The organism is Endozoicomonas sp. ALC020 (assembly GCF_049275935.1).
Classification (GTDB): Bacteria; Pseudomonadota; Gammaproteobacteria; order Pseudomonadales; family Endozoicomonadaceae; genus Endozoicomonas_A.
Map to the genome: position 1 here is coordinate 5,000,271 of NZ_CP184830.1, position 20,351 is coordinate 5,020,621.

The following is a 20,351-nucleotide window of genomic DNA, read 5'->3' on the forward strand; positions in this document are numbered from 1 at the left end:
CCCGGCTTACAACTTCTGGATAATACTCTGGAGTGTGTCTTTGATGGATTTGATGATGCTGGATCTCAAACCCTCAATAATCATGTATTTATTGAACTCAACCTGAAACTCCACCATGTCTTTGGTATTGTTCGGGTCCATGCTCGATATTTTGCTTTTCAGGGCCTGATCAAGATTTTCGGCCGTTTTACCAAATACGTTCTGTACATGATCGAAGTTTAAATGGTTGGCTCTCTGCTCTGCCATGATCCCTCTCCCTGTCGGACGTAGCTGTCAGAAGGTGTTTAATCAGCGCGTTTCTTGTGATGAGTATTCCAGGTCTTGTCAACGACTTCAGCAGCGGCGATCAGGGCAGTGATCATCTTGTCGTTGATTTCAAACTCATCAGGAGAAAGCCCTTTGTCCCGTTCCGACTTCAGGCGCAAGGCTTCATCCACCAATTCCTTCAGAACCTGCTCCTTGAGCTCACCGTCAGTGTCCTGAATCAGGCGATCTTCGAGGTCGGAGAGATGGACTTTCTCATTGTCGGTTTGTGGGTCCTTCACTGTTGCCTCCAAGACGATATTTGATCCGATCTGTGCCTTTTGATAATAAAAGATAGTCAAGATTAATATCTTCAATTATATACCCGTTGGCCAGCTTTGCGCCGATCAGGTATTTGGCACCATCTTCCATGGTTACAAAGGGCACCCTTCCCATACTCACTGACCGAATCTTCAGAGAAGGGGCCAGTGGGGTGTTTAATACTTTGGCAGGTGCTCCAGCTGTTTTGGTAGCGAGTTTCAGCTGGGGCTGATTGCCATACTGTTTTCTGAATCGTGTGACCACATCGTTCAGGTTATATACTTGTTCATCGTCCAAGAGGTGGCCTTCTAAAGTGATTTGATTAGGTTTTTGTATCAAATGTATGCGGGGGCTAAGGCCTTTCTCCCTGAGCATGGACTTGAGCGTGTTAAGACGACCTGCCTGATTTTCTACCTGATCGACAATGGAAACCAGTCCGTGAACCTCCTGTTTCAGAGCGGCAGTGATTTTCTGAAGCTCTTCTGAGGAGGCAACATAACCGGTCATAACCAGTGAACCAGGCGAGTTATCCAGCTCCAGACTGAGAGACGTATGCCCCTGATTCTTTAAAAGCACATCGGCATTAGCCCTTAATTCACTCATGACCACCAGCTGTGAGCTGAAAGGAATCCCCTGCTCACGAAGTTCACGCTGGATTGTCTGTTTATCACTCATTGTCAGGGTGTAGCCAGAGATCAGGATGCTCTGGTCAGGAAGCTCTTTCAGTTTGATGTTTTTCTGGTTCAGTCGATTGCGGATCTCTTTGGCCTGATCAAGATGGCTTATTTCAGGAGGCGCTTCGTCAGAGCCACCTGAAAGTAAAATAATAAGAAGCAGGAAAAGTGCAAATATGCCTGCCGGGATTCCTATCAGCCATTTCCGGTCAATATTTTTCAGGGGGTTCTCAAACTCCTCTGATTCGTCTTCAGCCTCTTCGTCATCTGCCAGAGAGTCGCCAATGTCATCCAGATCATTGTTCAGGTTATTGAGGTCATCACTGTCAAGCTCTTCATCCCCATCCTCCGTCAGGATGTCTGGAGCATCGGGGAATTCATCATCTTCATCTTGCTCAGAGCCTTTGTTCTGATGTTCTTCCGGTTCCGGGTCAGGTCTCTGAAGCTCTGGCAGTGGTTGATCGGGCCAATCCGCATCTACAGGACCCAGAGAAAAAAACAGTTGACTGGAGGTTATGATGTCAAAATGACTGGCGTTTAGCTCTGAGCCCCGGGGCAGGCCGTTACTATAGAGTAATCCGTCTTTAGACTGGCTGGATATTTTGATTTGACCCTGCGGGCTGATGTTTATTATAAGTTCCAGATCACTGAGTGATTCATCGGTCAGGACCAGATCAGACTGATCGCTTTTGCCCAGAGAGTAGCTTCCGGGTTCAAGTGGAATTTCAGCCCCCTGGTGATTGCCAGAGAGTATTTTAAGGTAAAACTCGATCATGGCCGTCTACCCGAAATGCTTTCCTTAGCTGATGGTTCTGCGTGGGCTAATGGTTATTTTCACTTTCCCAGAGCCTATCTCATTTCATCGTTCTTAAGTTTAAAAAATGAAATGGTTTTTTTGGGCTATCTTTCCCCTGATAAAGATTTTATAAACTTTGATTTTCAGGTGATTTAAATCCTAGGTTAAGTGAAACTACCTATCTTTTCCAGAGTTCTTTATTTGGTCTACATCTTCGAACAAAGTGCTGATAAGGTTAGTATCAACCACGAAAAGCTGGTAAAACTCCCTTAGCGGCTATATGAGTGCAGGTGCATTTTTAGCGTATTTACCCTACAAATGCGCCAAAGCGGCTGTAAGAGCAAAGAGCCTATGGGGCTGGTAGTTGACGGTTGACGACAGAAGTCGGCCAGACCCAAAAGTGCGAACACTCTTATATAAATGGTGATGTATGCGGCAGCAGGCGAACGATCACTTGTGTGCGCCAGAAGTCGTCGCATGATAACAAGAAGAGAGCAGGTACTTATGGAAGCATCTTTCTGGAGCGATAAGCGTCCGGCTGGCGTTGCTGAAACTATTGATCCCGATCGCTACCCCAATCTTTTGGCGATTATAGAGGAGCTTCTTGAAAAAAATGCTTCCCGACCGGCATTTACAGGTATTGGGTATACTCTGACTTACGGTGATCTGGACCGCTACAGTCAGCAGTTTGCCAACTATCTTCGTGAGCACACATCCCTGAAGCCTGGTGACAGAATTGCCATCCAGATGCCGAATCTGCTTCAGTATCCTATAGCCGTCTACGGAGCCATCAGAGCAGGTCTTGTCATAGTTAATACCAACCCTCTTTACACCGATCGGGAAATGTTGCATCAGTTCAATGATTCCGGTGCCAAAGCTTTGGTGTTTATGGACAACTTTGGCCATCTGGTTGAAGAGGTTGTAGAAAAAACCGGCATTGAGCACCTGATTGTAACCCGCGTGGCCGACATGCTGCCATTTGCAAAACGTACCCTGATTAACTTTGCTGCAAAACATGTCAAGAAGATGGTGGAGCCTTTTAATCTGCCAAAGGCGGTGTCTTTCAGGGATGCACTGGCAAAAGGCGAAGCCTTTCAGGCTGTACCTCTTGAAAATCCTCCTGCACCTGAGGACCCTGCTGTTTTCCAGTACACGGGCGGAACCACAGGGGTTGCGAAGGGGGCGGTACTGACTCAACGCAACCTGATTGCCAATATGCTTCAGGCTGCGTCAGCTCTCTCACAGCTGGATGAAAGTGGTCAGCCGGTACAGCAGCTCGGCAATGAAATTCTCGTGGCGCCACTGCCTCTTTATCATATTTATGCGTTTACCGTGCATCTGCTCTGCATGCCGTATATGGGAAATCAGAATGTCCTGATTGCCAATCCCAGGGATACCAAAACCTTTATCAAATTTATTAAGCCCTGGCAGTTTACTGGCTTCATTGGTTTGAATACGCTGTTTGTCAGTTTGCTCAATCACCCAGACTTCAGGGGGTGCGATTTCAGTAAACTAAAACTTACCCTTTCCGGTGGTACGGCTTTGCAGAAAGAAACCGGAATTCGCTGGCGGAAATTTACCGGATGTTATGTCTCGGAAGCCTATGGTTTGACGGAGTGCTCTCCAGCAGTTTGCATGAATCCTTTTGGCGATACTGCCCAGCTGGGCACTGCCGGGCTGCCATTGCCCAGTACTGAACTGAAAGTGATTAATGATGGCGGCGAAGCTCAAGCCGTAGGAGAGAGGGGGGAACTGTGTGTGCGAGGACCCCAGGTCATGCAGGGGTACTGGAAAAGGGCAGAAGCCACTGCCGAGGTGCTGTCTGAGGATGGCTGGCTGAGAACCGGCGACGTGGCCGTTATTAAAGAAGACGGCTTTGTTGAAATTGTTGACAGAATCAAGGATATGATTCTGGTTTCCGGCTTTAATGTTTATCCCAATGAGATTGAAGATATAGTGGCCAGCTTTGACCGGGTAGAGAATTGTGCCGCCATCGGCATTCCTGATGACGTCACCGGAGAGAGAATCAAGTTGTTTGTGGTTCCTGCAGACGACGAATTGAAGAAAGAAGATGTGGTGGCTTATTGCAGGGATCATCTGACTGCATACAAAGTGCCCAAGGATATAGAATTCCGTCAGGAGCTACCCATGACACCGGTCGGAAAAATTCTGAGGAAAGATTTGCGTAAGGAAGAGCTGGAAAAAAACTCCTGATATCCATTCAGGTACTCATAAAAAAACCGGCTTTGCGCTGGTTTTTTTATGAGTACCTGAAAATATTTTGAGTAGATAGTTTATCAGGTACTTGTCTCAGCCTTGGATTCGTTGTCTTTATTCTCCGGAAAATACTGGCTGAGTACCTCTGGATCATTGCTAAGTGCATCGCAGGCTTCTGGTTGTGAAACAGGAGTGATGCTGGTCGAGTAGAGCTTCATGTTGCGGATACTGGCATCAAACCAGAACCAGTTTTTATTCTCCGAATAACACAAGGCTCTGGCCGTGTAGTTAACAGATGGTACCAGGGGGACTGCAGGGAAGCCATGTAGTTGTTTTTTGACAACTGTAGAGTTCAGGCAGGAGTAGGTAATATCGTTGTAGCGTCGTTCAAACCGGTTAAACGTCTGAGCGATCAGCTGTTCAGCCATTTTGTCTTGTCTCAGACTCAACTGATAGAGAGCCAGCCCACATAAGAACAGAATGATTACGCTTTCCATAATGAGTACCTCAAGGCTTTATTAATAAGTGCAAGCGTCCTTACCTGCTTTTTCTAACCTCTTTTTCAATCAAACCATATATCCCTGGCTTAGGGAAGCTTATGATTGATTATGTAATTAGTGTTTTCGATGACTTTCAGATTTACTTGAGGCATCAGAAGATACGGCTTCAGAGTAAAGTGTTGATAGATTGACAATTTTTGTAGCGAATCTGGTATAACTTGGTCAGCGTTGGGTTGAAGTGAATTTTATCAATGCTGAAGGCCAGCCTGAATTTCATACCATTGTCATAAATGAGGGTGCATATGAGAAAAACAAATCCGTAAAAATTCCGGCAGACAGTGCAAGTGGCTCTACTGCTGAATTTGGCGCTATGTAATCAACATTAATCCTGCACCATTGGGTCAGATCCTGAGCTGCCTGATGCTTTGTATTTTACCAAGTAGTCAGGTAAAGATGGTTTATCTTTAGATGCGCTGTTGTAGAGTGTTTTGTCTGAATATTTTTCAGTCCAGGTAGCTTGCCTTTCCCATTTCAGTAATTGCCCATCGTCATCATATATACAATCAGACATCCTGAAAAGTCTGGTTGTTGCAACAAGATGGGGTCTGTAATCCGCGTAAAAAGACAAGGTTCCATATGCGTCGCACATTGGGTAATCTGTTATTAAATTATTATTATCTTCATAAGTGGCAAGAAAGCTGTTAGGCACCATGCCACTAATAGAAAGCGATCCTTCAAAAAAAAATATTTTATCAAAAGTACCGTCTCTACAAATCTTTCTATAGGGATGATAAAATGATTTGAACGGGACAGGTATATAATCTACATCAAAATAAGCCCCCATAGTTGGAATTTGCTTTTCATGAATATGTGATTCCCTCATCGCAGATTTTATATAAGAACTTCCTTTTGATAAAAGCACAGGTCTTAAGCCATCTATAACTTGACTGAACGCTAGTTCCTTGTTGAAAACCAATGTTTCAGAAATTCTGGATTTTCCTATATGCCAGTAAGTATATCTTTCCTCATCACCCCAGTTGATATTATCAATATCCAGGATCAATATATTTTTAATTCCATCAGATAAAATATTCCTTTGAAAATCTGAGAATGTGTTTTTTTCTTCTTTTCGATATAACATTGATGAGCTGTACCATAAAACAACTAATTTATCATTATTGTGTTGAGCCCAGTCATAACATCTTTGTTTTACCGGGCAATCCGTTGTGTTTGGTAAAGCGAATGAGCTTTCATCTTTTTTAATCCAAATAAGAAAAATATATGATGTAAAGCAGCCTGATTTATCAGGAAAAGAATTTGTCTGGATTTTTTCTTGATTGTGTATTTCCCGAAATGGGTAAATTTTTTTGTTAAAATGCCCACTTCTTTCGATAGCATTAAAGATAGCTTCTGAATCCATATTTTTATCAATTTGGGCTTTTCGTATCATAGCTTCAATTAAAAAAACAAAGTCAGGCAGTTTAAAGTGAAGCTTGTTGTGATGAGATTCGGTTCCACGGAGATAGGTATACTGAAGTTCTTGAATTTCAGTATCAGTGAAACCTAAAGATGATGCCATTAACTGCCATTTGTTTCCGACAGAATACTTGATGAAATCAATGCAAGTATTACTCAAAGACAATTCAATTGAGCGATTGAACAAGCGGGTAGAGCGTTCGTGGTCTGGACAAAATGAAATATGTTTTTCTGTACAGTTTACTGTGCAAACAGGAATTCCATTCCACAATGGTTCATCTCTGTATGACCTGAGCAATGAGCTGTTCATGACTCCGACTTGAAAATCAGTTCCTTTTCCTATGCCATCCATATATCAAGACCCTTTAATCATTAGATATATGATTTAGACTCTGATCTCAAACCAAAGTTCATAAAGTGTGAGTTTTACTAACCACCTGGAAAGAACATAAAACACAAAATTCTACCTCAGAGCGCCTGCGGCGCAGCTGAAAGCCATTATGAGGTGTGGCTTACTGGGGAATACTTTTTCCGGACGAAAGAGGGCGCTGAGTTTTTTGAGTTCAGGCTTAACGAAATACACTGCTGTTCATGGCAGCTTAATGTCATAACATCCACTGTCTGGATGTTGTGCTCAGAGTGCCCAGTCTGCCAGCATCTGTTTGGCTATAGGACGGTAGGCGTCTTTACCGTATACCGCATCAATCAGAGCGAAGCTGAAATTCATGGCGCAGCCGGGCCCCTGAGCGGTAATTACCCGGTTTTTCTGATCGACGACCACCGGGCTTTCCGGTTGTGGCAGAGCCCCCTCAAGCTGATCAAAAAAAGTGGGGTAGCAGGTAGCACGCACATTATCGAGAAGTGAGTGATGAGCCAGTACAACGGCTGATGAGGCGCAGATAGCGGCGTACCAGCGTTGGGCTTTGTGTTGCCGTTGCAAAAGTTCCGTAAGGTGTGGGTTGTCTCTGAGGTTGGCTGCCCCGGGCATGCCCCCGGGCAAGGCTATCAGGTGGAAGTTTTTATTGAGAAATACTTCGATGTGATCGTCGGCTATCAGCTTGATACCTCTGGATGCCTCAATTTCCAGATTGCCATCGGAAGTGCAGGCAGCGACAGAGACCTGGGCTCCGGCCCTGCGAAGGGTATCGATAATAGTGACGGCTTCAATTTCCTCACAGCCATGAGCAACCGGAACGAGAATCTGCCTTGGCATAATGAAACCTCTATGGTTGAACCTTCGGAATGCAAGTATACAACCTGCTCTGAATCTGGCGGTTTTAGAACAGGCACTGCTGAGCCTGTCGAGCTGATTGAGACAATCGTCAGTTCCACAGATTCATAAGCCTAGTAGGGATGGTTAATAAAGCCAGAGAGTATGTTACAGAGTTTGTAAATCGGCATGATCACCAGGATCAGGTCAGTCAGGCCTGATTGAGCTGTTGGAGGAACGAAAACCCTGCGGAATAGCCTTTGTGGTAGTCGGAAACCAGTCTGGCACGGTCTCGCGTGCTTCTGGTTGAACTCAGGGAAGTATCCGGAGCAATTTCTGTAATGGATATACCATTACGTTTTAACTGATCAAAGCTGTCCAGAGTTTCGTTATAGATTGAGTACTGCTGGCGAATCAGCTCGGCCACTTCAGGTTGCTTTCGGAATTGCCAGGCCAGCAATCTATTGCTCGACGAAGCCTTCTTGCGATAATGGCTTTCGCGACTCCTCAACACAACTATGTGTTCATAGCCATCCTCGGCAGCTTTCATAACTGGCAGGGGGTCGGCAAGACTTCCATCTACATGATTTCTTTCATTAATGGTTATGGTACTACGATAAATCATGGGAAGTGCGCTGGAGGCCTTCAGAACTGTGAACAGTTGTTCCAGTTCAAAGTATTCATCGAACTTGTGGTAGATAGGGTAACCTGAACTTGCGCAGCTGGTAACAACCGTGAATGTTTTGTCTCGAAGATGGTTTCGAAACTTGTCAATATTCATGTGCTGTCTCTGGATGCGATCAAACAGCCAGTCGAGGTCAAACAGATTACCGCCTTTCATGTGGCGCTTGAGGCTGATGAAATGGGTTTCCAGACAGGCGCCTGTGTAGATGTCGAGGTTACGACCCCGTTGACCGGCAATAAAGGAAACCAGGTTGAGCGCACCGGCCGAAGCTCCATAGAAGCCATTGAACTGCCGATGGCGTTTGTCCATGAAGGCGTCCAGAATGCCGGCGGAGTATATACCACGCATTCCTCCGCCCTCAACGACAAGTGCCGTTTTTGTGAGTGAGCTGGCCTCTTTTTTCTGCATTGAGATCCCAAACAGTCACGAACGGAAGAGAAATCTTTTATCCCTGCCTGATGCAGGCATTAAAAGTTTTTTCTGCAAAAAAAATAAAGCCGGAAAATCCGGCTTGTATTTGGTAGCGGGAGCCGGATTCGAACCGACGACCTTCGGGTTATGAGCCCGACGAGCTACCAGGCTGCTCCATCCCGCATCGAAATCTGTGCAACAGTTGTCTGGTGGTCAACTGTCGTTGTAAGTTGGTAGCGGGAGCCGGATTCGAACCGACGACCTTCGGGTTATGAGCCCGACGAGCTACCAGGCTGCTCCATCCCGCACCGAAATCTGTGCAACAGTTGTCTGGTGGTCAACTGTCGTTGTAAGTTGGTAGCGGGAGCCGGATTCGAACCGACGACCTTCGGGTTATGAGCCCGACGAGCTACCAGGCTGCTCCATCCCGCACCGAAATCTGTCCGACAGTTTTCTGGTAATCAACTGTCGTTGTTGTTGGTAGCGGGGGCCGGATTCGAACCGACGACCTTCGGGTTATGAGCCCGACGAGCTACCAGGCTGCTCCACCCCGCATCAACGAGGAGCGCATAGTATGGACGATGATCCCTAAAGTCAATAAAAGATTAAAATGCTGCGGTTAATAACTATACCAAGGGTGAGACAAAGAGCTCCGGAATGCAGAGCTCTCTGTGGGTTTAAAATCTCAGTCCGGGAACAAGGTCAGCCCGCTAATGCGCGGTCCCTGATGAGCGTTTCTACAACAGAAGGATCCGCCAGTGTCGATGTATCTCCCAGACTTTCATACTCGCCTGAGGCAATTTTGCGCAGGATTCGGCGCATAATCTTGCCGGATCGGGTTTTGGGGAGTCCCGGAGCCCACTGGATGATATCCGGTGAGGCTATAGGGCCGATTTCCTTGCGAACCCACTGTCTTAATTCACTCTGTAGCTCTTCTGAATACTCAGACTCGGCTATCAGTGTTACGTAGACGTATATTCCCTGCCCCTTGATATCGTGTGGGAAGCCAACAACAGCAGCTTCGGCAATATCATGATGAGAAACCAGAGCGGACTCAATTTCAGCAGTACCCATGCGGTGACCGGAGACATTGAGAACGTCATCAACACGCCCCGTGATCCAGTAATAGCCATCATCATCCCTGCGGGCGCCATCACCCGTGGTGTACATACCCTTAAAGCTGGAGAAGTAGGTTTGAACAAAGCGCTCATGATCATTAAAGACGGTCCGGGCTTGTCCGGGCCAGCTATCGAGAATAACCAGGTTACCTTCCTGTTCGCCTTCGAGAATACGACCATCGTTATCAACCAGGGCGGGTCTGATACCGAAGAATGGGCGAGTTGCAGAACCGGGTTTCAGATCGGTGGCGCCGGGGAGAGGTGTCAGCATGGCCCCTCCCGTTTCTGTCTGCCACCAGGTATCTACTATGGGGCAGTTTTCATTGCCGATGGTTTTGTAGTACCAGTTCCATGCCTCGGGGTTGATCGGTTCTCCTACGGTGCCCAGAAGTCTGAGACTGGAGCGATGAGTGTCTGCAACAGCCGCATCACCTTCAGCCATTAGCGCCCGTATTGCCGTGGGGGCGGTGTAAAGAATATTAACCTGATGTTTGTCGATGACCTTGCTGACTCTGTTGCAGGCCGGGTAGTTGGGTACACCTTCGTGCATAACCATGGTGGCGCCATTCAGAAGTGGGCCATAGGTGACATAGGTATGGCCTGTAATCCAGCCAATGTCAGCGTTACACCAGAATACTTCACCCTCCCGATAGTCAAAGACATACTGATGGGTCATGGATGCATAAACCAGATAACCGCCAGTGGTGTGCAGAATGCCTTTAGGTTTGCCCGTGGAGCCGGAAGTGTAGAGTATAAACAGTGGGTCTTCGGCGTTCATCGCTTCAGGCGTACAGTGAGGTGAAGCCATGGTCGTCAGATCCTGCCAGCTCAGATCACGACCATCCTGCCAGTAAACCGTTTCACCGGTGTGTCGCAAAACAATGACCTTTTCAACGCTGGTCACTTCCGGGTTTTCGAGAGCTTGATCAACGTTCTTTTTGAGAGGGACTTTTCGTCCACCCCGAATGCCTTCATCAGCGGTAATAACCAGCCTGGCGTTGGCGTCGATTATTCTTCCCGCCAGGGCTTCGGGTGAAAAGCCACCGAAGATGACTGAGTGAATGGCGCCAATGCGTGAACAGGCCAGCATCGCCACTGTGGCCTCTATGACCATTGGCATGTATATGGCGACAACATCACCTTTGCCAATGCCCTGACTCTTAAGCCCATTGGCTAACCGACAAACTTGTTCGTGAAGCTCCTGGTATGTCACTTTTCTGGGGGCATCGCCTTCTTCATCCGGTTCCCAGATGATGGCAACCTGATCGGCTTTTTTGTTGAGGTGACGATCCAGACAGTTGAAAGAGGCGTTCGTGGTGCCGTCGAAGAACCATTTGATATCGACATTTTCATGATCGAACGACACCTTCCTGATCTGAGTGTATGGAGTGAACCAGTCGATTCTCTTGCCATGCTCTCGCCAAAACTTTTCGGGGCTGACGACTGATTGCTGGTACATCTCAAGATAACGTTTGTTATCTGCCAATGTATTCTCTCGTTGGACCTCAGTTACCGGGTACACACGCACTTCGTTCATAATGAATCCCTGGTTTATTTTAATTGTTCTTGTGATTGTTCTTCTGGCAGTGTATTGATACGGTGTTTGTAGTTTTTAGCATTGTGGTGTCTGAATGTCATCTTAAGGCGATACTTCCATAAAGAAATCAGACTTTGTCACCATAATTCTATTCTCATCGCTCACAGCGCCTGTATCCGTCAGGGCTATATTTGACCGTGAGTTGATTAAGCAGGAGGAGGGACAGCAGACGAGCCGTTGTCACCTGCGAAAGGCTGATCAATTTCCAGCTCGTTCATGGCAATCACAGCCTGGGTTCTGCTGCGAACGCCCAGTTTTTTGAAAATAGCTGTGATATGTGCCTTTATCGTGGCTTCTGATACTTCCAGTTCGTAGGCAATCTGTTTGTTCAACAGCCCTTCGCTAATCATGCCCAGAACTCTGAATTGTTGTGGCGTCAGTGTGGCGAGCTTTTCTTCCAGTTCGGACAGCTGTCCCTGTTCTGGCAGTTCGGGCAGCGATTCTGGCAGCCAGGTCTTCCCCTCAAGCACCTGAGACACGGCATTCTTCAGAACATCCAGAGGTGAGGATTTCGGGATAAAACCCTGAGCGCCATGATGCAGTGAGCGATGGATGATCTGGGCATCCTCGGAAGCGGAAACAATAACAACAGGGACCTGCGGATACTGTCCCCTGAGAAAGATCAGACCAGAAAGGCCATGAGCACCCGGCATGTTGAGATCAAGAAGGATCAAGTCAGGCGATGGCACCTGTTCAAGGATCTTCTGCAGGGCTGCGATGGACCCGGCTTCATAAATTTCAGGATTCTCCAGCCCCTGACGCAGAGCAGCCTGTAATGCGGCCCTGAACAGAGGGTGGTCGTCTGCAATGATGATCTTGTATGCCATGGACTCAGAGTGCCAATTACCTGGTCAGTGGTGGAGACCGACCGTTGTTATTGTTTTGAAGCCGGCCCTGACATCAAGTGCCGGCTGCGTCCTGAACAATGTTTCTATCGGCCGCAGTTGTTTGGATCTTTGGTTTTTGGAACCTGTCGGGATTTTCTCAAGAGTCTTTTCATTGGCATTCAGAAGACTGGATTCTTTATCCTGATCAAATTGCGTACTTCAGGACGACGGGTGAACTTCATAAAAAAATCATTGTCAAAGGTTATATAAATAATCGTTCTTTGCAGTAGCGATTAAATCGGGGAAGAACAATAACATAGGGGGGGGGGAATCCTGATGCAACTATCTACCTTTACTTGTGGCCTGTTAAATCGTCAAAGCCCGACAACTCAATCCGATCAGGTTGCTGAGGCTGATCGTGCACCTGCTAAAAAGTATTTCAGTGCTCTTGATCCCGGTGGTGTACCCGATCCAAAGTCACTCACCAGGCGCACCTGCCGCTCACGTCAGGCTGCTGACCGTTCTCCTGGCAACCGGGAACAGCTCGGCGGCAAGGGTATGTTTTTGCAGCGCATGAAAGAAGCCGGTCTGTCTGTTCCACCCTTCAAATGTGTTACTGCCCAGGTTATGAATGCTCTGGAACAACACCCTGTGGATACCCATCGTTTAGCCCGTTATCTCCCCGGGATCGACCCTCAATGGGGCACAGAGACCAGCCTGACGAACATCCGGGAATACCTCAACACCTTGCCGCCTTCAGAGCAAACCAAAAGGAATAACTGGTTGGCAGGTCTGGCACAATTTATTGTCAGTGATGACTATTACGAACAGGTTAAAGATTCTGACGCGGCCCAACACATCAGGGAGCTGCGCCGACAGTTGGACCGATCCTCCAAATCAAAGCCCGTTATTGTCCGTAGTTCCGGTATCAATGAAGATAACTACGGCGATGCCCAGGCGGGCAAATACCTCTCTAAAGTTCAGAATGAAGACGATGTTTTACTTACTTGTCTTGAGGTTATGGCCTCGGGTTACCGGCCTGAAGTCTGCCCCGAAGGTGCACCGCAACCCATGGCGCTGATTATCCAGGAGTGTATTGACTGCTTGTATGGTGGGGTCGGCACGACTTTTCAATCCTTTCAGGATAAAACCATCAGGTTTGAGTACACGCGCGGTCAACCCAGAGGCGCAGTGGCAGGGCAGTCTGGTAACACACCACACCGCATCGATATTTTTCGCGAGGATCGCAAAAAAGAGGCTGGCCGCTCGCAATACTTTCCCGGGAGGATCTCAAGCCACTTTATCCTGGAAAAGCACAATAACGGCTATTCGGAAAAAAGAATTGCTGATGCCGATGTCCAATCAAACGAAGGTGGACAGCGACTCCCTGATAAAATGGTTTCTAAAATCAGAAAGGCGCTGACAAAGCTGGAAAATCTATTGCTCTGCCCCGTGGATGCAGAGTTTGCTATCGACCCTGAGGGTGGCTTTTTCGTGGTGCAGGTGCGCCCTGTTACCCAACTTTCTGGCGATATGGTTTTTGCCATGCCCATACCTGAAGAGGCTCTGGCCATTGGCGAGGGTATCAGCGAAGGCTTCTGCACCGGACCACTCTGGCTGGCCAAACGACAAGCGGCAGACTCTATGCCGAAGGGAGCCATTGTCGTAGCTGACCACGCTGAAGATTGGATGCTTGAGCGCAAATTCCTGGAACGGGCAGGGGGTTTTGTCCTGGCCGGAGCAGGATTCAATGATCATGTAGCGATCGTCCTGAAACAGGAAAAAGTACCCTTAATGCGGGCCGGTGAACAGTTTGCGGCATTGGCCGCTCAGAGTGACCAACAGGCGACGCTGGCCTGCGCCCGTTTTAACGGTGAGCCCGCAGCCTTTATCGTTGCGGGTGACCTTTCCGGAAAGCTGGCCAGTCACAGAAGCCTGTCTACTGCATTTTCTGATGAACTTTTAGCAGAGGCCGTCCCCTCAAGGGATGATTTGACCCCACCTGAAGGCACATTCCTTCAGGTGGCCAGTGCTTTTCAATGGCTTTCGGATCAAAATGCCCGCCTGCTGGCATTGTTTGCCCCCGGCGGCGGACTGGATTGCCTGGCAAACCCGGTAAAACTGAGCATGTCGCCACAACGATCAGAGCTACTCGCAAAGACTCAGGAGAGCGTAATTCGACTGGTTGGTGGGGCTGAAGCACTGCTGGATGGGTATGGGGCTTTCCTCAGTCTGGCGGGTAACGATGATCTATCTCAGCTGAAGCCACAGAAGGAAGAATTCAAGCAACTGATCAACCGGTTCGAAATGCTGAAACGGACCATTCAACCAGTGCTAAAGAGAATCATTCGGCCAATGCAAGCCGCTGAAAAAGGGCAGGCATGCCCGGGAGATTTTCGTCAGTGGTTGGCAGACTGTCATCAGCTGCGATCCTGTCTTCAGGCATTGGAGCCTGACAAGGCCAGACTGGTCCGAAGTGTCCATGAGCTGATTTTTGCTCTGCATCAGCGCTTCGTAGCGGCCCTGGCACCGGTCACTTTGGAGTCGGGTCAGGGCAGGCTATCCAAGGAGTGTGTCAGTAAAGGGCCAGGCTCCAGAGGGTGGATCACCTATGTTGATTGCACAACTCCGGACATATCGGGTGAAAGGGCACCATTACTGAGTTCGTCCGTCAAGGAATCCATCGAACAATTGGCGCGTGACACGACTGTCATCAGTATGGATGCTGCATTGATCGTTAATCTGATATTAGGGGGAGGGAATCATGTGGGCCTTGTCGAATTACTTGAAAACGCAGAGGGTGGAAAAGGACGAACCTTGCGGCTGAAATTTTCTGACAACTTCGATGCAGCCTTTGATAATGGCAAGTTTCAGCGTGTGTGGTTTCTGGCACAGCTTCTGAAAGAGATCAAACTGGATGAAAATGCTGCTGGCATGAAACTCGCCTGCAACCCCGTGGCGCGACAATTAATTGTCGAATATCCGGGAATGAAAACACGTGAAGATATGCAGGCTGCCTTTAAAAAACTGATGATTGTCCTGGAAGCTATCTTTGGTTTCGATTTAGCCTTTCATAAAGCAGCTATTCTGGAGGAAACTCGTTGGGATTTTAACCTGCTTGCGCAACGTCTTAATCCCGATGTTACAATAGAAACTGATGCATTCAACTTTCAACACTGCATTTTCGCAATACCTTATCTGAAGGTTGACCGCCTTACTATTAGTCCCGCTTGCTGCCAGTTATTAAACAACCACCTTCAACAGATTGTTCATTTTGCTGAGCAGTTACATGAGTGTCGGAAATTAGTCGTTCGCGGGGAAAAACCGCAGGACAGTCTGAGGGAGATATTCAGAAGTGATGAGTTGAGTGAGAGCACCCGCAGGCAGCTGATACATCATTTTTTTTTGTTAGAAGCCCATTACTCTATTCCACCGTTTGAGGATTTTTATGACCGTTATAGAGATCAATACTATATTCTCAAACCAACACGCGATTTCAAGCCGACGTTTGCTGTGCCACCGAGTCAGTCTCTTTCGGATATTAAAGAAGAGGTCAGCAAAGCCTTGGCGAAGAATGGGCTGAAAGACGTCAGCCAAAGGATTCGAGGTGATAAAGAACTTGTATTAGAAGCCATTATAACAAGTCCGGAAAAACAGAGGCATTTTAGTGAAGAACTGAAGGAAGATAAAGATGTCGCCATCGCCTTAGTGTCTAATTGTGATTGTGAACTGGGGTACCTCCGACCGAAATTTAAGGATGATTATGATGTTGTCAAGGCTGCTGTCAAAAAGTTTTCAAGATCTCTGCAGTTTGCCAGTGAAAGAATCCGAAGCGATAAAGACTTTATTAAAGAGCTGGTTGCTATAGATGTTGAATGTTTAATGGATGTCGAGGCAAGCCTGTTGAGTGATCGCGAGTATATGCTCGACTTAATTGCAGTGGATCCTGGTGCTATCGAATATGCGGCTCTCAAGTTTATGTATGATCAGACTTTTATCGATGCAGCAAAGCTAAGAAACCCCAAAGTTATTAGATACATCGGGGGCCGTTTGGAGAATATCAGATTGACTCTGACAACATGGGTCGATGAAATGCGTTGTGGTATTTCTTAAGGCCGATGGGTGAACTTTATAAAAAAACCGTTGTCGAAAGTTAAGTAATCGATTTATTTAATGGCGGTGTGTTGATGTTAGATACAACTGTTTTAAAAAAAACGGATCCTCAAAGCCCGGCAACTCATTCCAATCAGATTAACGGGGCTAATAGTTCACCCAAAAGACATTTCGGTAATGTTGGTCCCGGAGTTGTTGTCGATCCAACGCCAATGGCTGAACGCAGTTGCCGTTCACCGGCTGCTGACTGTTCTCCCGGCGACCGGGAGCAACTTGGCGGCAAGGGAATGTTTTTGTGGCGCATGAAGAAAGCCGGTCTGTCTGTTCCAGCATTTGAGTGTGTTACTGCTCAAGTCATGAATGCCCTTGAACAACAGACTCTGGATAGCCATCGTTTAGACCGCTATCTCCCTGAGATTGGCTGTGTATTGAAGGCAGAGCCCAGCCTGACGAGCATCAGGCAATGCCTCAATGCCTTGCCGCCGTCAGAGCAAACTAAAAGGAATCACTGGCTGGCGGGTCTGGAACAATTTATTGCCAGTGATGACTATTACCAACAGGTTAAAGATTCTGAAGCGGCCGAACACATCAGGGGGCTGTGCCGACAGTTGCACCGAACCTCCGAATCAAAGCCCGTTATTGTCCGCAGTTCCGGTATCAATGAAGATAACTACGGCGATGCCCAGGCGGGCAAATACCGCTCAGAAGTTCAGGGAGAAGAGGATATTGTGCGTACCTGCCTCAAGATTATGGCTTCAGCTTACCGGCCTGAAGTCTGTTCCGAAGGCGTACCCTCCCCCATGCCACTGGTCATCCAACAATGCATTGACTGCAAATACGGTGGGGTCGCCATGAGCTTTCAATCCTTTGAGGATGGCACCATCAGGGTTGAGTACACAAAGGGTCAGCCCAAAGGCGTAGTAGCAGGGCAGTCCGGCAACACGCCCCACCGCATCGATATTTATCGCGGGGATAGCAAAGAAGAAACTAAAAGCTTTCAATTCTTTCCCGGGAAGATCTCGAGTCACTTTATCCTGCATAAGGACAATAACGGCTACTCGGAAACCAGAATTGATGATGGCGATAGCCAATCAAACGACGTTGAACAACAACTTACTGATGGCATGATTTCAGACCTGAGGGAGATGGTGACAAAGCTGGAAAAACTGTTGCTCTGCCCCGTGGATGTGGAGTTTGCCATAGACCATCAGGGCCGCCTGCTCCTGCTGCAGGTGCGTCCTGTCACCCGACTCTCCGGCGGCCTCGACTTTGCCATGCCCATACCCGAAGAGACCCTGGCCATCGGCGAGGGAGTCAGCGAAGGCTACTGCACCGGACCACTCTGGCTGGCTCAAGAATCAGCGGCAGACTCCATGCCAGAGGGAGCCATTGTCGTGGCCCGACACGCTCAAGACTGGATGCTTGAGCCCGGGTTCCTGAAGCGTGCAGGAGGCTTTGTCACGGCCACTGGAGGCTTCAATGATCATGTAGCGATCCTGATGAAACAGCAACGAAAAACCCTGATGCTGGCGGGTGGCGAGTTTGCGACCGTGGTCGCTCAGGTTGGCCAAAAGGCGACGCTGGCCTGTGCCCGTTTTAACGGTAAGCCCGGTGCCTTTATTGTTGTCGGTGACATGACCGGGAAACTGGTGAGTCACCAAAGTCTATCCTCTGCTGGTTCTGATGTGCCTTCAACAAAAGCCGCTCCGTCATGGGATGATTTGTCCCTCTCAGAAGGCGCACTCCGTCAGGTCGCGAGCGGATTTCAATGGCTCACGGATCAAAATGCCCGACTGTTGGCATTTTTTGCCTCCGGCGGCGGACTGGATTGTCTGGCAAACCCGGTAAAACTGAGCATGTCGCCGCAAAGATCAAAGCGACTGGCAGAGACCTGTGACAGCGTAAATCTACTGGTTCATGGGGCTGAAGCGCTGCTGGATGGGTACGGTGTATTCTTGCAACTGGCTGGAGAGAGACGTTCACACAGTGTCGTGTCATTGCAGGATGAAGTACCGCAACTGATCAATCGGTTCGAGAAGCTGAAAAAGACCATTCAATCCGGGTTGAAGCGTATCACTCTTCCCATGCAAGCCTCCGACAAAGGACAGCTATCCCCGGGAATATTTCATCAGTGGGTGGCAGACTGTTATCAGCTACAATCCTGTCTTCAGGCACTCAGTCCTGGTAAGGCTGAGTGGGTCCGGAGTGTCCATGAGCTGATTTTTGCTTTGCATCAGCGCTTCGTAAAGGCGTTGGGACAGGTTACTCTGGACTCGGGTCAGGGCAGGCTATCTAAAATAAATGACATCACCTATGCTGATTGCACGACCTGGGGTGAAGAGGCTCCGCTATTGAGCCCGACCGTTGCATCCATCAATGAGTTAGAGTCTGAAGCGACTGTCGTCAGTATGGATGATGCCTTTATTGTTACCCTGGATCTTGGTGATCATAAGACTGTTATCGAGCTATTCGAGCATGCAGAGGGGGGAAAAGGTCGAACCGTTCGGCTAAAATTCTCTGACAAATTTTATAGCCCTGATGGCAGTGATGCACCTGGGAAGTTAAAACGTATGTGGTTTCTGGCGCGGTTACTGAAAGCAATCGAACTGGATAAAAATGCTGATGCTATGAAGCTAAGCTGCAATGTCGTAGTGGGAGAAATTATTGTCGAATGCGCTCGAATGCCACTGGTTAAAACCAGGCAGGATATTATTGTAGAACTGATGACGACATTAAAGGTCATTAGCAATCTGGATTTATATTTAAATGGAAAAGTCATTTTTGAAAGAGATCAGTGGAACTTTAACTTGCTTGAACAACGCCTTAATGGCGATGTTACGACAGAAACTGATAGATTCGTCTTTCAACAATGCCTCTTCGTACTGGTTCATGGTACACGAAATTACATCACTGAAGATTGCTACCGATTATTAGCCAACCCCTACCAACAGTTTATTGATCAAGCTCGCCGCTTGGCAGAGTACGATTGTAAACCAGTGCGCCAGCTTCGGGAAGTTTTAATGAATGACAAGATTGCTGATGACACGCGCAGGAAACTCTTTCATCATCTTTTAACGTATAAGCCCAGCATCGCTAGTCAATTGACTGAGGATGTGTATCCCCATTTGAGAGATAAATACTTTGTTGTCGAACCATCACAAGGTTACGAACTGAGGTTTGCTGTTTCACCGGATCAGCCGCTTTGGCGGCAAAATAGAGAAAAAGTCGAAAAAGCCTTGCTGAAGCATGAGATCGAACATGCCAGTCAAAGGGTGCGAAAAGAATACTGGTTTTTATTTGATCGGTGAATTTGCAAACTCTACCGGTGCAAACCCTGTTGCCAGCCTGTTGTTGTTTTTACTACTGCGTGCCTGAAGCTGTCGGGGGAACTTTATAAAAACATGATTGTCAAATTAAAGTAATGCCAATCGTGCTTTCTGACGCCCGTGATGAGCATGGAGATTTGAGCCTTAAGGCAAGGCGACGATCGCCAACGCAGGATTAAGGCTCAAATCTTCAGTGCAGCAGGGCGTTAGAAAGTTCGATGGGTATAGCGGCTCGCCATTGAGTCATGGATGAATATTAACCTGAGAGGGATGTCTTTATGTTCACTTTACCACCTGCAAACATTGTCAGATCAGATTCTGAAAGTCTGGCTACTGTCCCCGATCAGAATACCGGGGCTGATAGTTCACACAAAAGGCATTTCGGCGATCTTAAATCCACTGGTGTTCCCGAAGCAACGCCACTATCCAAGCGCAATATCCAGGGTCTGACACCACCTGTTGCCAGTGATGACTATTACGAACAGGTTAAACATTCCCAAGCGTCCCTGGCCATCGGCGAGGGGGGCAGCGAAGGCTTGTGCACCAGGCCAATCTGGTTGGCCAAAGAATGGGAGGCAGAATCTATGCCAGATGGTGCCATGGTCTCGGCCCCATACATTGAAGACTGGATGCTTGAGCCTGAGTTCCTGAAACGGGCAGGGGGCTTTGTCCTGGCCAAAGCAGAACTCATCACTGACACTGTAGCGACCCTCATGAAAGAGAAAGGAAAAATTTTGATGCTGGACCCTGACGCTGGTCTGCCCCCGTTTTAACGATGAGTCTGGTGCCTTCGATTCGGGTGCCAGTCAAAGGGTGCGAAATGAATACATAACATCC

13 protein-coding genes and 4 tRNA genes are annotated in these 20,351 nt (G+C 47.9%); 4 read left to right on the forward strand and 13 right to left on the reverse strand.

What is annotated here, in order from left to right:
- Window positions 1-6: 6 nt before the first annotated feature.
- From sctF to sctD, 3 genes are read right to left on the reverse strand one after another with little or no spacing between them, the layout of a single operon-like run.
- Window positions 7-246 carry a type III secretion system needle filament subunit SctF gene (gene sctF, locus ACOJUO_RS18540; RefSeq protein WP_422133423.1) on the reverse strand — a complete coding sequence of 80 codons (240 nt, stop codon included), beginning with the start codon at window positions 244-246 and terminating at the stop codon, window positions 7-9.
- Window positions 247-284: 38 nt separating this feature from the next.
- Window positions 285-545, reverse strand: coding sequence for a hypothetical protein (locus tag ACOJUO_RS18545; protein ID WP_422133424.1), 261 nt, complete (start codon window positions 543-545; stop codon window positions 285-287).
- A complete protein-coding gene (gene sctD / locus ACOJUO_RS18550) occupies window positions 520-2,013 on the reverse strand; it encodes a type III secretion system inner membrane ring subunit SctD (RefSeq protein WP_422137772.1) in 1,494 nt (497 codons plus the stop codon). Before sctD ends, ACOJUO_RS18545 begins: the two co-directional genes overlap by 26 nt.
- Before the next feature lie 498 nt (window positions 2,014-2,511).
- Here sctD and ACOJUO_RS18555 point away from each other — a divergent pair, with 498 nt between their 5' ends.
- Window positions 2,512-4,248: an AMP-binding protein gene (locus ACOJUO_RS18555; protein WP_422137773.1), complete on the forward strand. Its 1,737-nt coding sequence runs from the start codon at window positions 2,512-2,514 to the stop codon at window positions 4,246-4,248.
- Between the two features lie 83 nt (window positions 4,249-4,331).
- Here ACOJUO_RS18555 and ACOJUO_RS18560 read toward each other — a convergent pair whose 3' ends face one another.
- The 10 genes from ACOJUO_RS18560 to ACOJUO_RS18605 form a co-directional block, all read right to left on the reverse strand.
- Window positions 4,332-4,748 carry a hypothetical protein gene (locus tag ACOJUO_RS18560; protein ID WP_422133427.1) on the reverse strand — a complete coding sequence of 139 codons (417 nt, stop codon included), beginning with the start codon at window positions 4,746-4,748 and terminating at the stop codon, window positions 4,332-4,334.
- 385 nt (window positions 4,749-5,133) lie between these two features.
- A complete protein-coding gene (locus ACOJUO_RS18565) occupies window positions 5,134-6,579 on the reverse strand; it encodes a hypothetical protein (protein WP_422137774.1) in 1,446 nt (481 codons plus the stop codon).
- A 282-nt stretch (window positions 6,580-6,861) separates the two neighbouring features.
- Window positions 6,862-7,440, reverse strand: a complete 579-nt coding sequence (locus tag ACOJUO_RS18570) for a DJ-1 family glyoxalase III (protein WP_422133429.1) — start codon at window positions 7,438-7,440, stop codon at window positions 6,862-6,864.
- A gap of 208 nt (window positions 7,441-7,648) precedes the next feature.
- Complete coding sequence (locus ACOJUO_RS18575; protein WP_422133430.1) at window positions 7,649-8,530, reverse strand: patatin-like phospholipase family protein; 882 nt, start codon at window positions 8,528-8,530, stop codon at window positions 7,649-7,651.
- A 110-nt stretch (window positions 8,531-8,640) separates the two neighbouring features.
- Window positions 8,641-8,717 (reverse strand) — tRNA-Met (locus ACOJUO_RS18580).
- Window positions 8,718-8,764: 47 nt separating this feature from the next.
- Window positions 8,765-8,841, reverse strand: a tRNA-Met gene (locus ACOJUO_RS18585).
- 47 nt (window positions 8,842-8,888) lie between these two features.
- A tRNA-Met gene (locus ACOJUO_RS18590) sits at window positions 8,889-8,965 on the reverse strand.
- Between the two features lie 46 nt (window positions 8,966-9,011).
- Window positions 9,012-9,088 (reverse strand) — tRNA-Met (locus tag ACOJUO_RS18595).
- A 147-nt stretch (window positions 9,089-9,235) separates the two neighbouring features.
- Window positions 9,236-11,188 (reverse strand): acetate--CoA ligase, encoded by a 1,953-nt coding sequence (gene acs, locus ACOJUO_RS18600; protein WP_422133431.1) that lies wholly within the window; start codon window positions 11,186-11,188, stop codon window positions 9,236-9,238.
- Between the two features lie 206 nt (window positions 11,189-11,394).
- Window positions 11,395-12,075 carry a response regulator transcription factor gene (locus ACOJUO_RS18605; protein ID WP_422137775.1) on the reverse strand — a complete coding sequence of 227 codons (681 nt, stop codon included), beginning with the start codon at window positions 12,073-12,075 and terminating at the stop codon, window positions 11,395-11,397.
- A gap of 336 nt (window positions 12,076-12,411) precedes the next feature.
- On the opposite strand from ACOJUO_RS18605, the gene ACOJUO_RS18610 reads away from it, so the two are divergent.
- From ACOJUO_RS18610 to ACOJUO_RS18620, 3 genes are all read left to right on the forward strand, one after another.
- Window positions 12,412-16,188 carry a PEP/pyruvate-binding domain-containing protein gene (locus tag ACOJUO_RS18610; RefSeq protein WP_422137776.1) on the forward strand — a complete coding sequence of 1,259 codons (3,777 nt, stop codon included), beginning with the start codon at window positions 12,412-12,414 and terminating at the stop codon, window positions 16,186-16,188.
- Window positions 16,189-16,262: 74 nt separating this feature from the next.
- Window positions 16,263-19,496, forward strand: a complete 3,234-nt coding sequence (locus ACOJUO_RS18615) for a PEP/pyruvate-binding domain-containing protein (protein ID WP_422137777.1) — start codon at window positions 16,263-16,265, stop codon at window positions 19,494-19,496.
- 296 nt (window positions 19,497-19,792) lie between these two features.
- Window positions 19,793-20,287, forward strand: a complete 495-nt coding sequence (locus ACOJUO_RS18620; protein WP_422133435.1) for a hypothetical protein — start codon at window positions 19,793-19,795, stop codon at window positions 20,285-20,287.
- Window positions 20,288-20,351: the final 64 nt, after the last annotated feature.

Bases quoted from the DNA above. Each gene is read 5' to 3' on its own strand.
- sctD (WP_422137772.1), bottom strand. From the start codon at position 2,013: ATGATCGAGTTTTACCTTAAAATACTCTCTGGCAATCACCAGGGGGCT.
- acs (WP_422133431.1), bottom strand. From the start codon at position 11,188: ATGAACGAAGTGCGTGTGTACCCGGTAACTGAGGTCCAACGAGAGAAT.
- ACOJUO_RS18570 (WP_422133429.1), bottom strand. From the start codon at position 7,440: ATGCCAAGGCAGATTCTCGTTCCGGTTGCTCATGGCTGTGAGGAAATT.
- ACOJUO_RS18560 (WP_422133427.1), bottom strand. From the start codon at position 4,748: ATGGAAAGCGTAATCATTCTGTTCTTATGTGGGCTGGCTCTCTATCAG.
- ACOJUO_RS18610 (WP_422137776.1), top strand. From the start codon at position 12,412: ATGCAACTATCTACCTTTACTTGTGGCCTGTTAAATCGTCAAAGCCCG.
- sctF (WP_422133423.1), bottom strand. From the start codon at position 246: ATGGCAGAGCAGAGAGCCAACCATTTAAACTTCGATCATGTACAGAAC.
- ACOJUO_RS18620 (WP_422133435.1), top strand. From the start codon at position 19,793: ATGTTCACTTTACCACCTGCAAACATTGTCAGATCAGATTCTGAAAGT.
- ACOJUO_RS18575 (WP_422133430.1), bottom strand. From the start codon at position 8,530: ATGCAGAAAAAAGAGGCCAGCTCACTCACAAAAACGGCACTTGTCGTT.
- ACOJUO_RS18565 (WP_422137774.1), bottom strand. From the start codon at position 6,579: ATGGATGGCATAGGAAAAGGAACTGATTTTCAAGTCGGAGTCATGAAC.
- ACOJUO_RS18555 (WP_422137773.1), top strand. From the start codon at position 2,512: ATGATAACAAGAAGAGAGCAGGTACTTATGGAAGCATCTTTCTGGAGC.
- ACOJUO_RS18605 (WP_422137775.1), bottom strand. From the start codon at position 12,075: ATGGCATACAAGATCATCATTGCAGACGACCACCCTCTGTTCAGGGCC.
- ACOJUO_RS18615 (WP_422137777.1), top strand. From the start codon at position 16,263: ATGTTAGATACAACTGTTTTAAAAAAAACGGATCCTCAAAGCCCGGCA.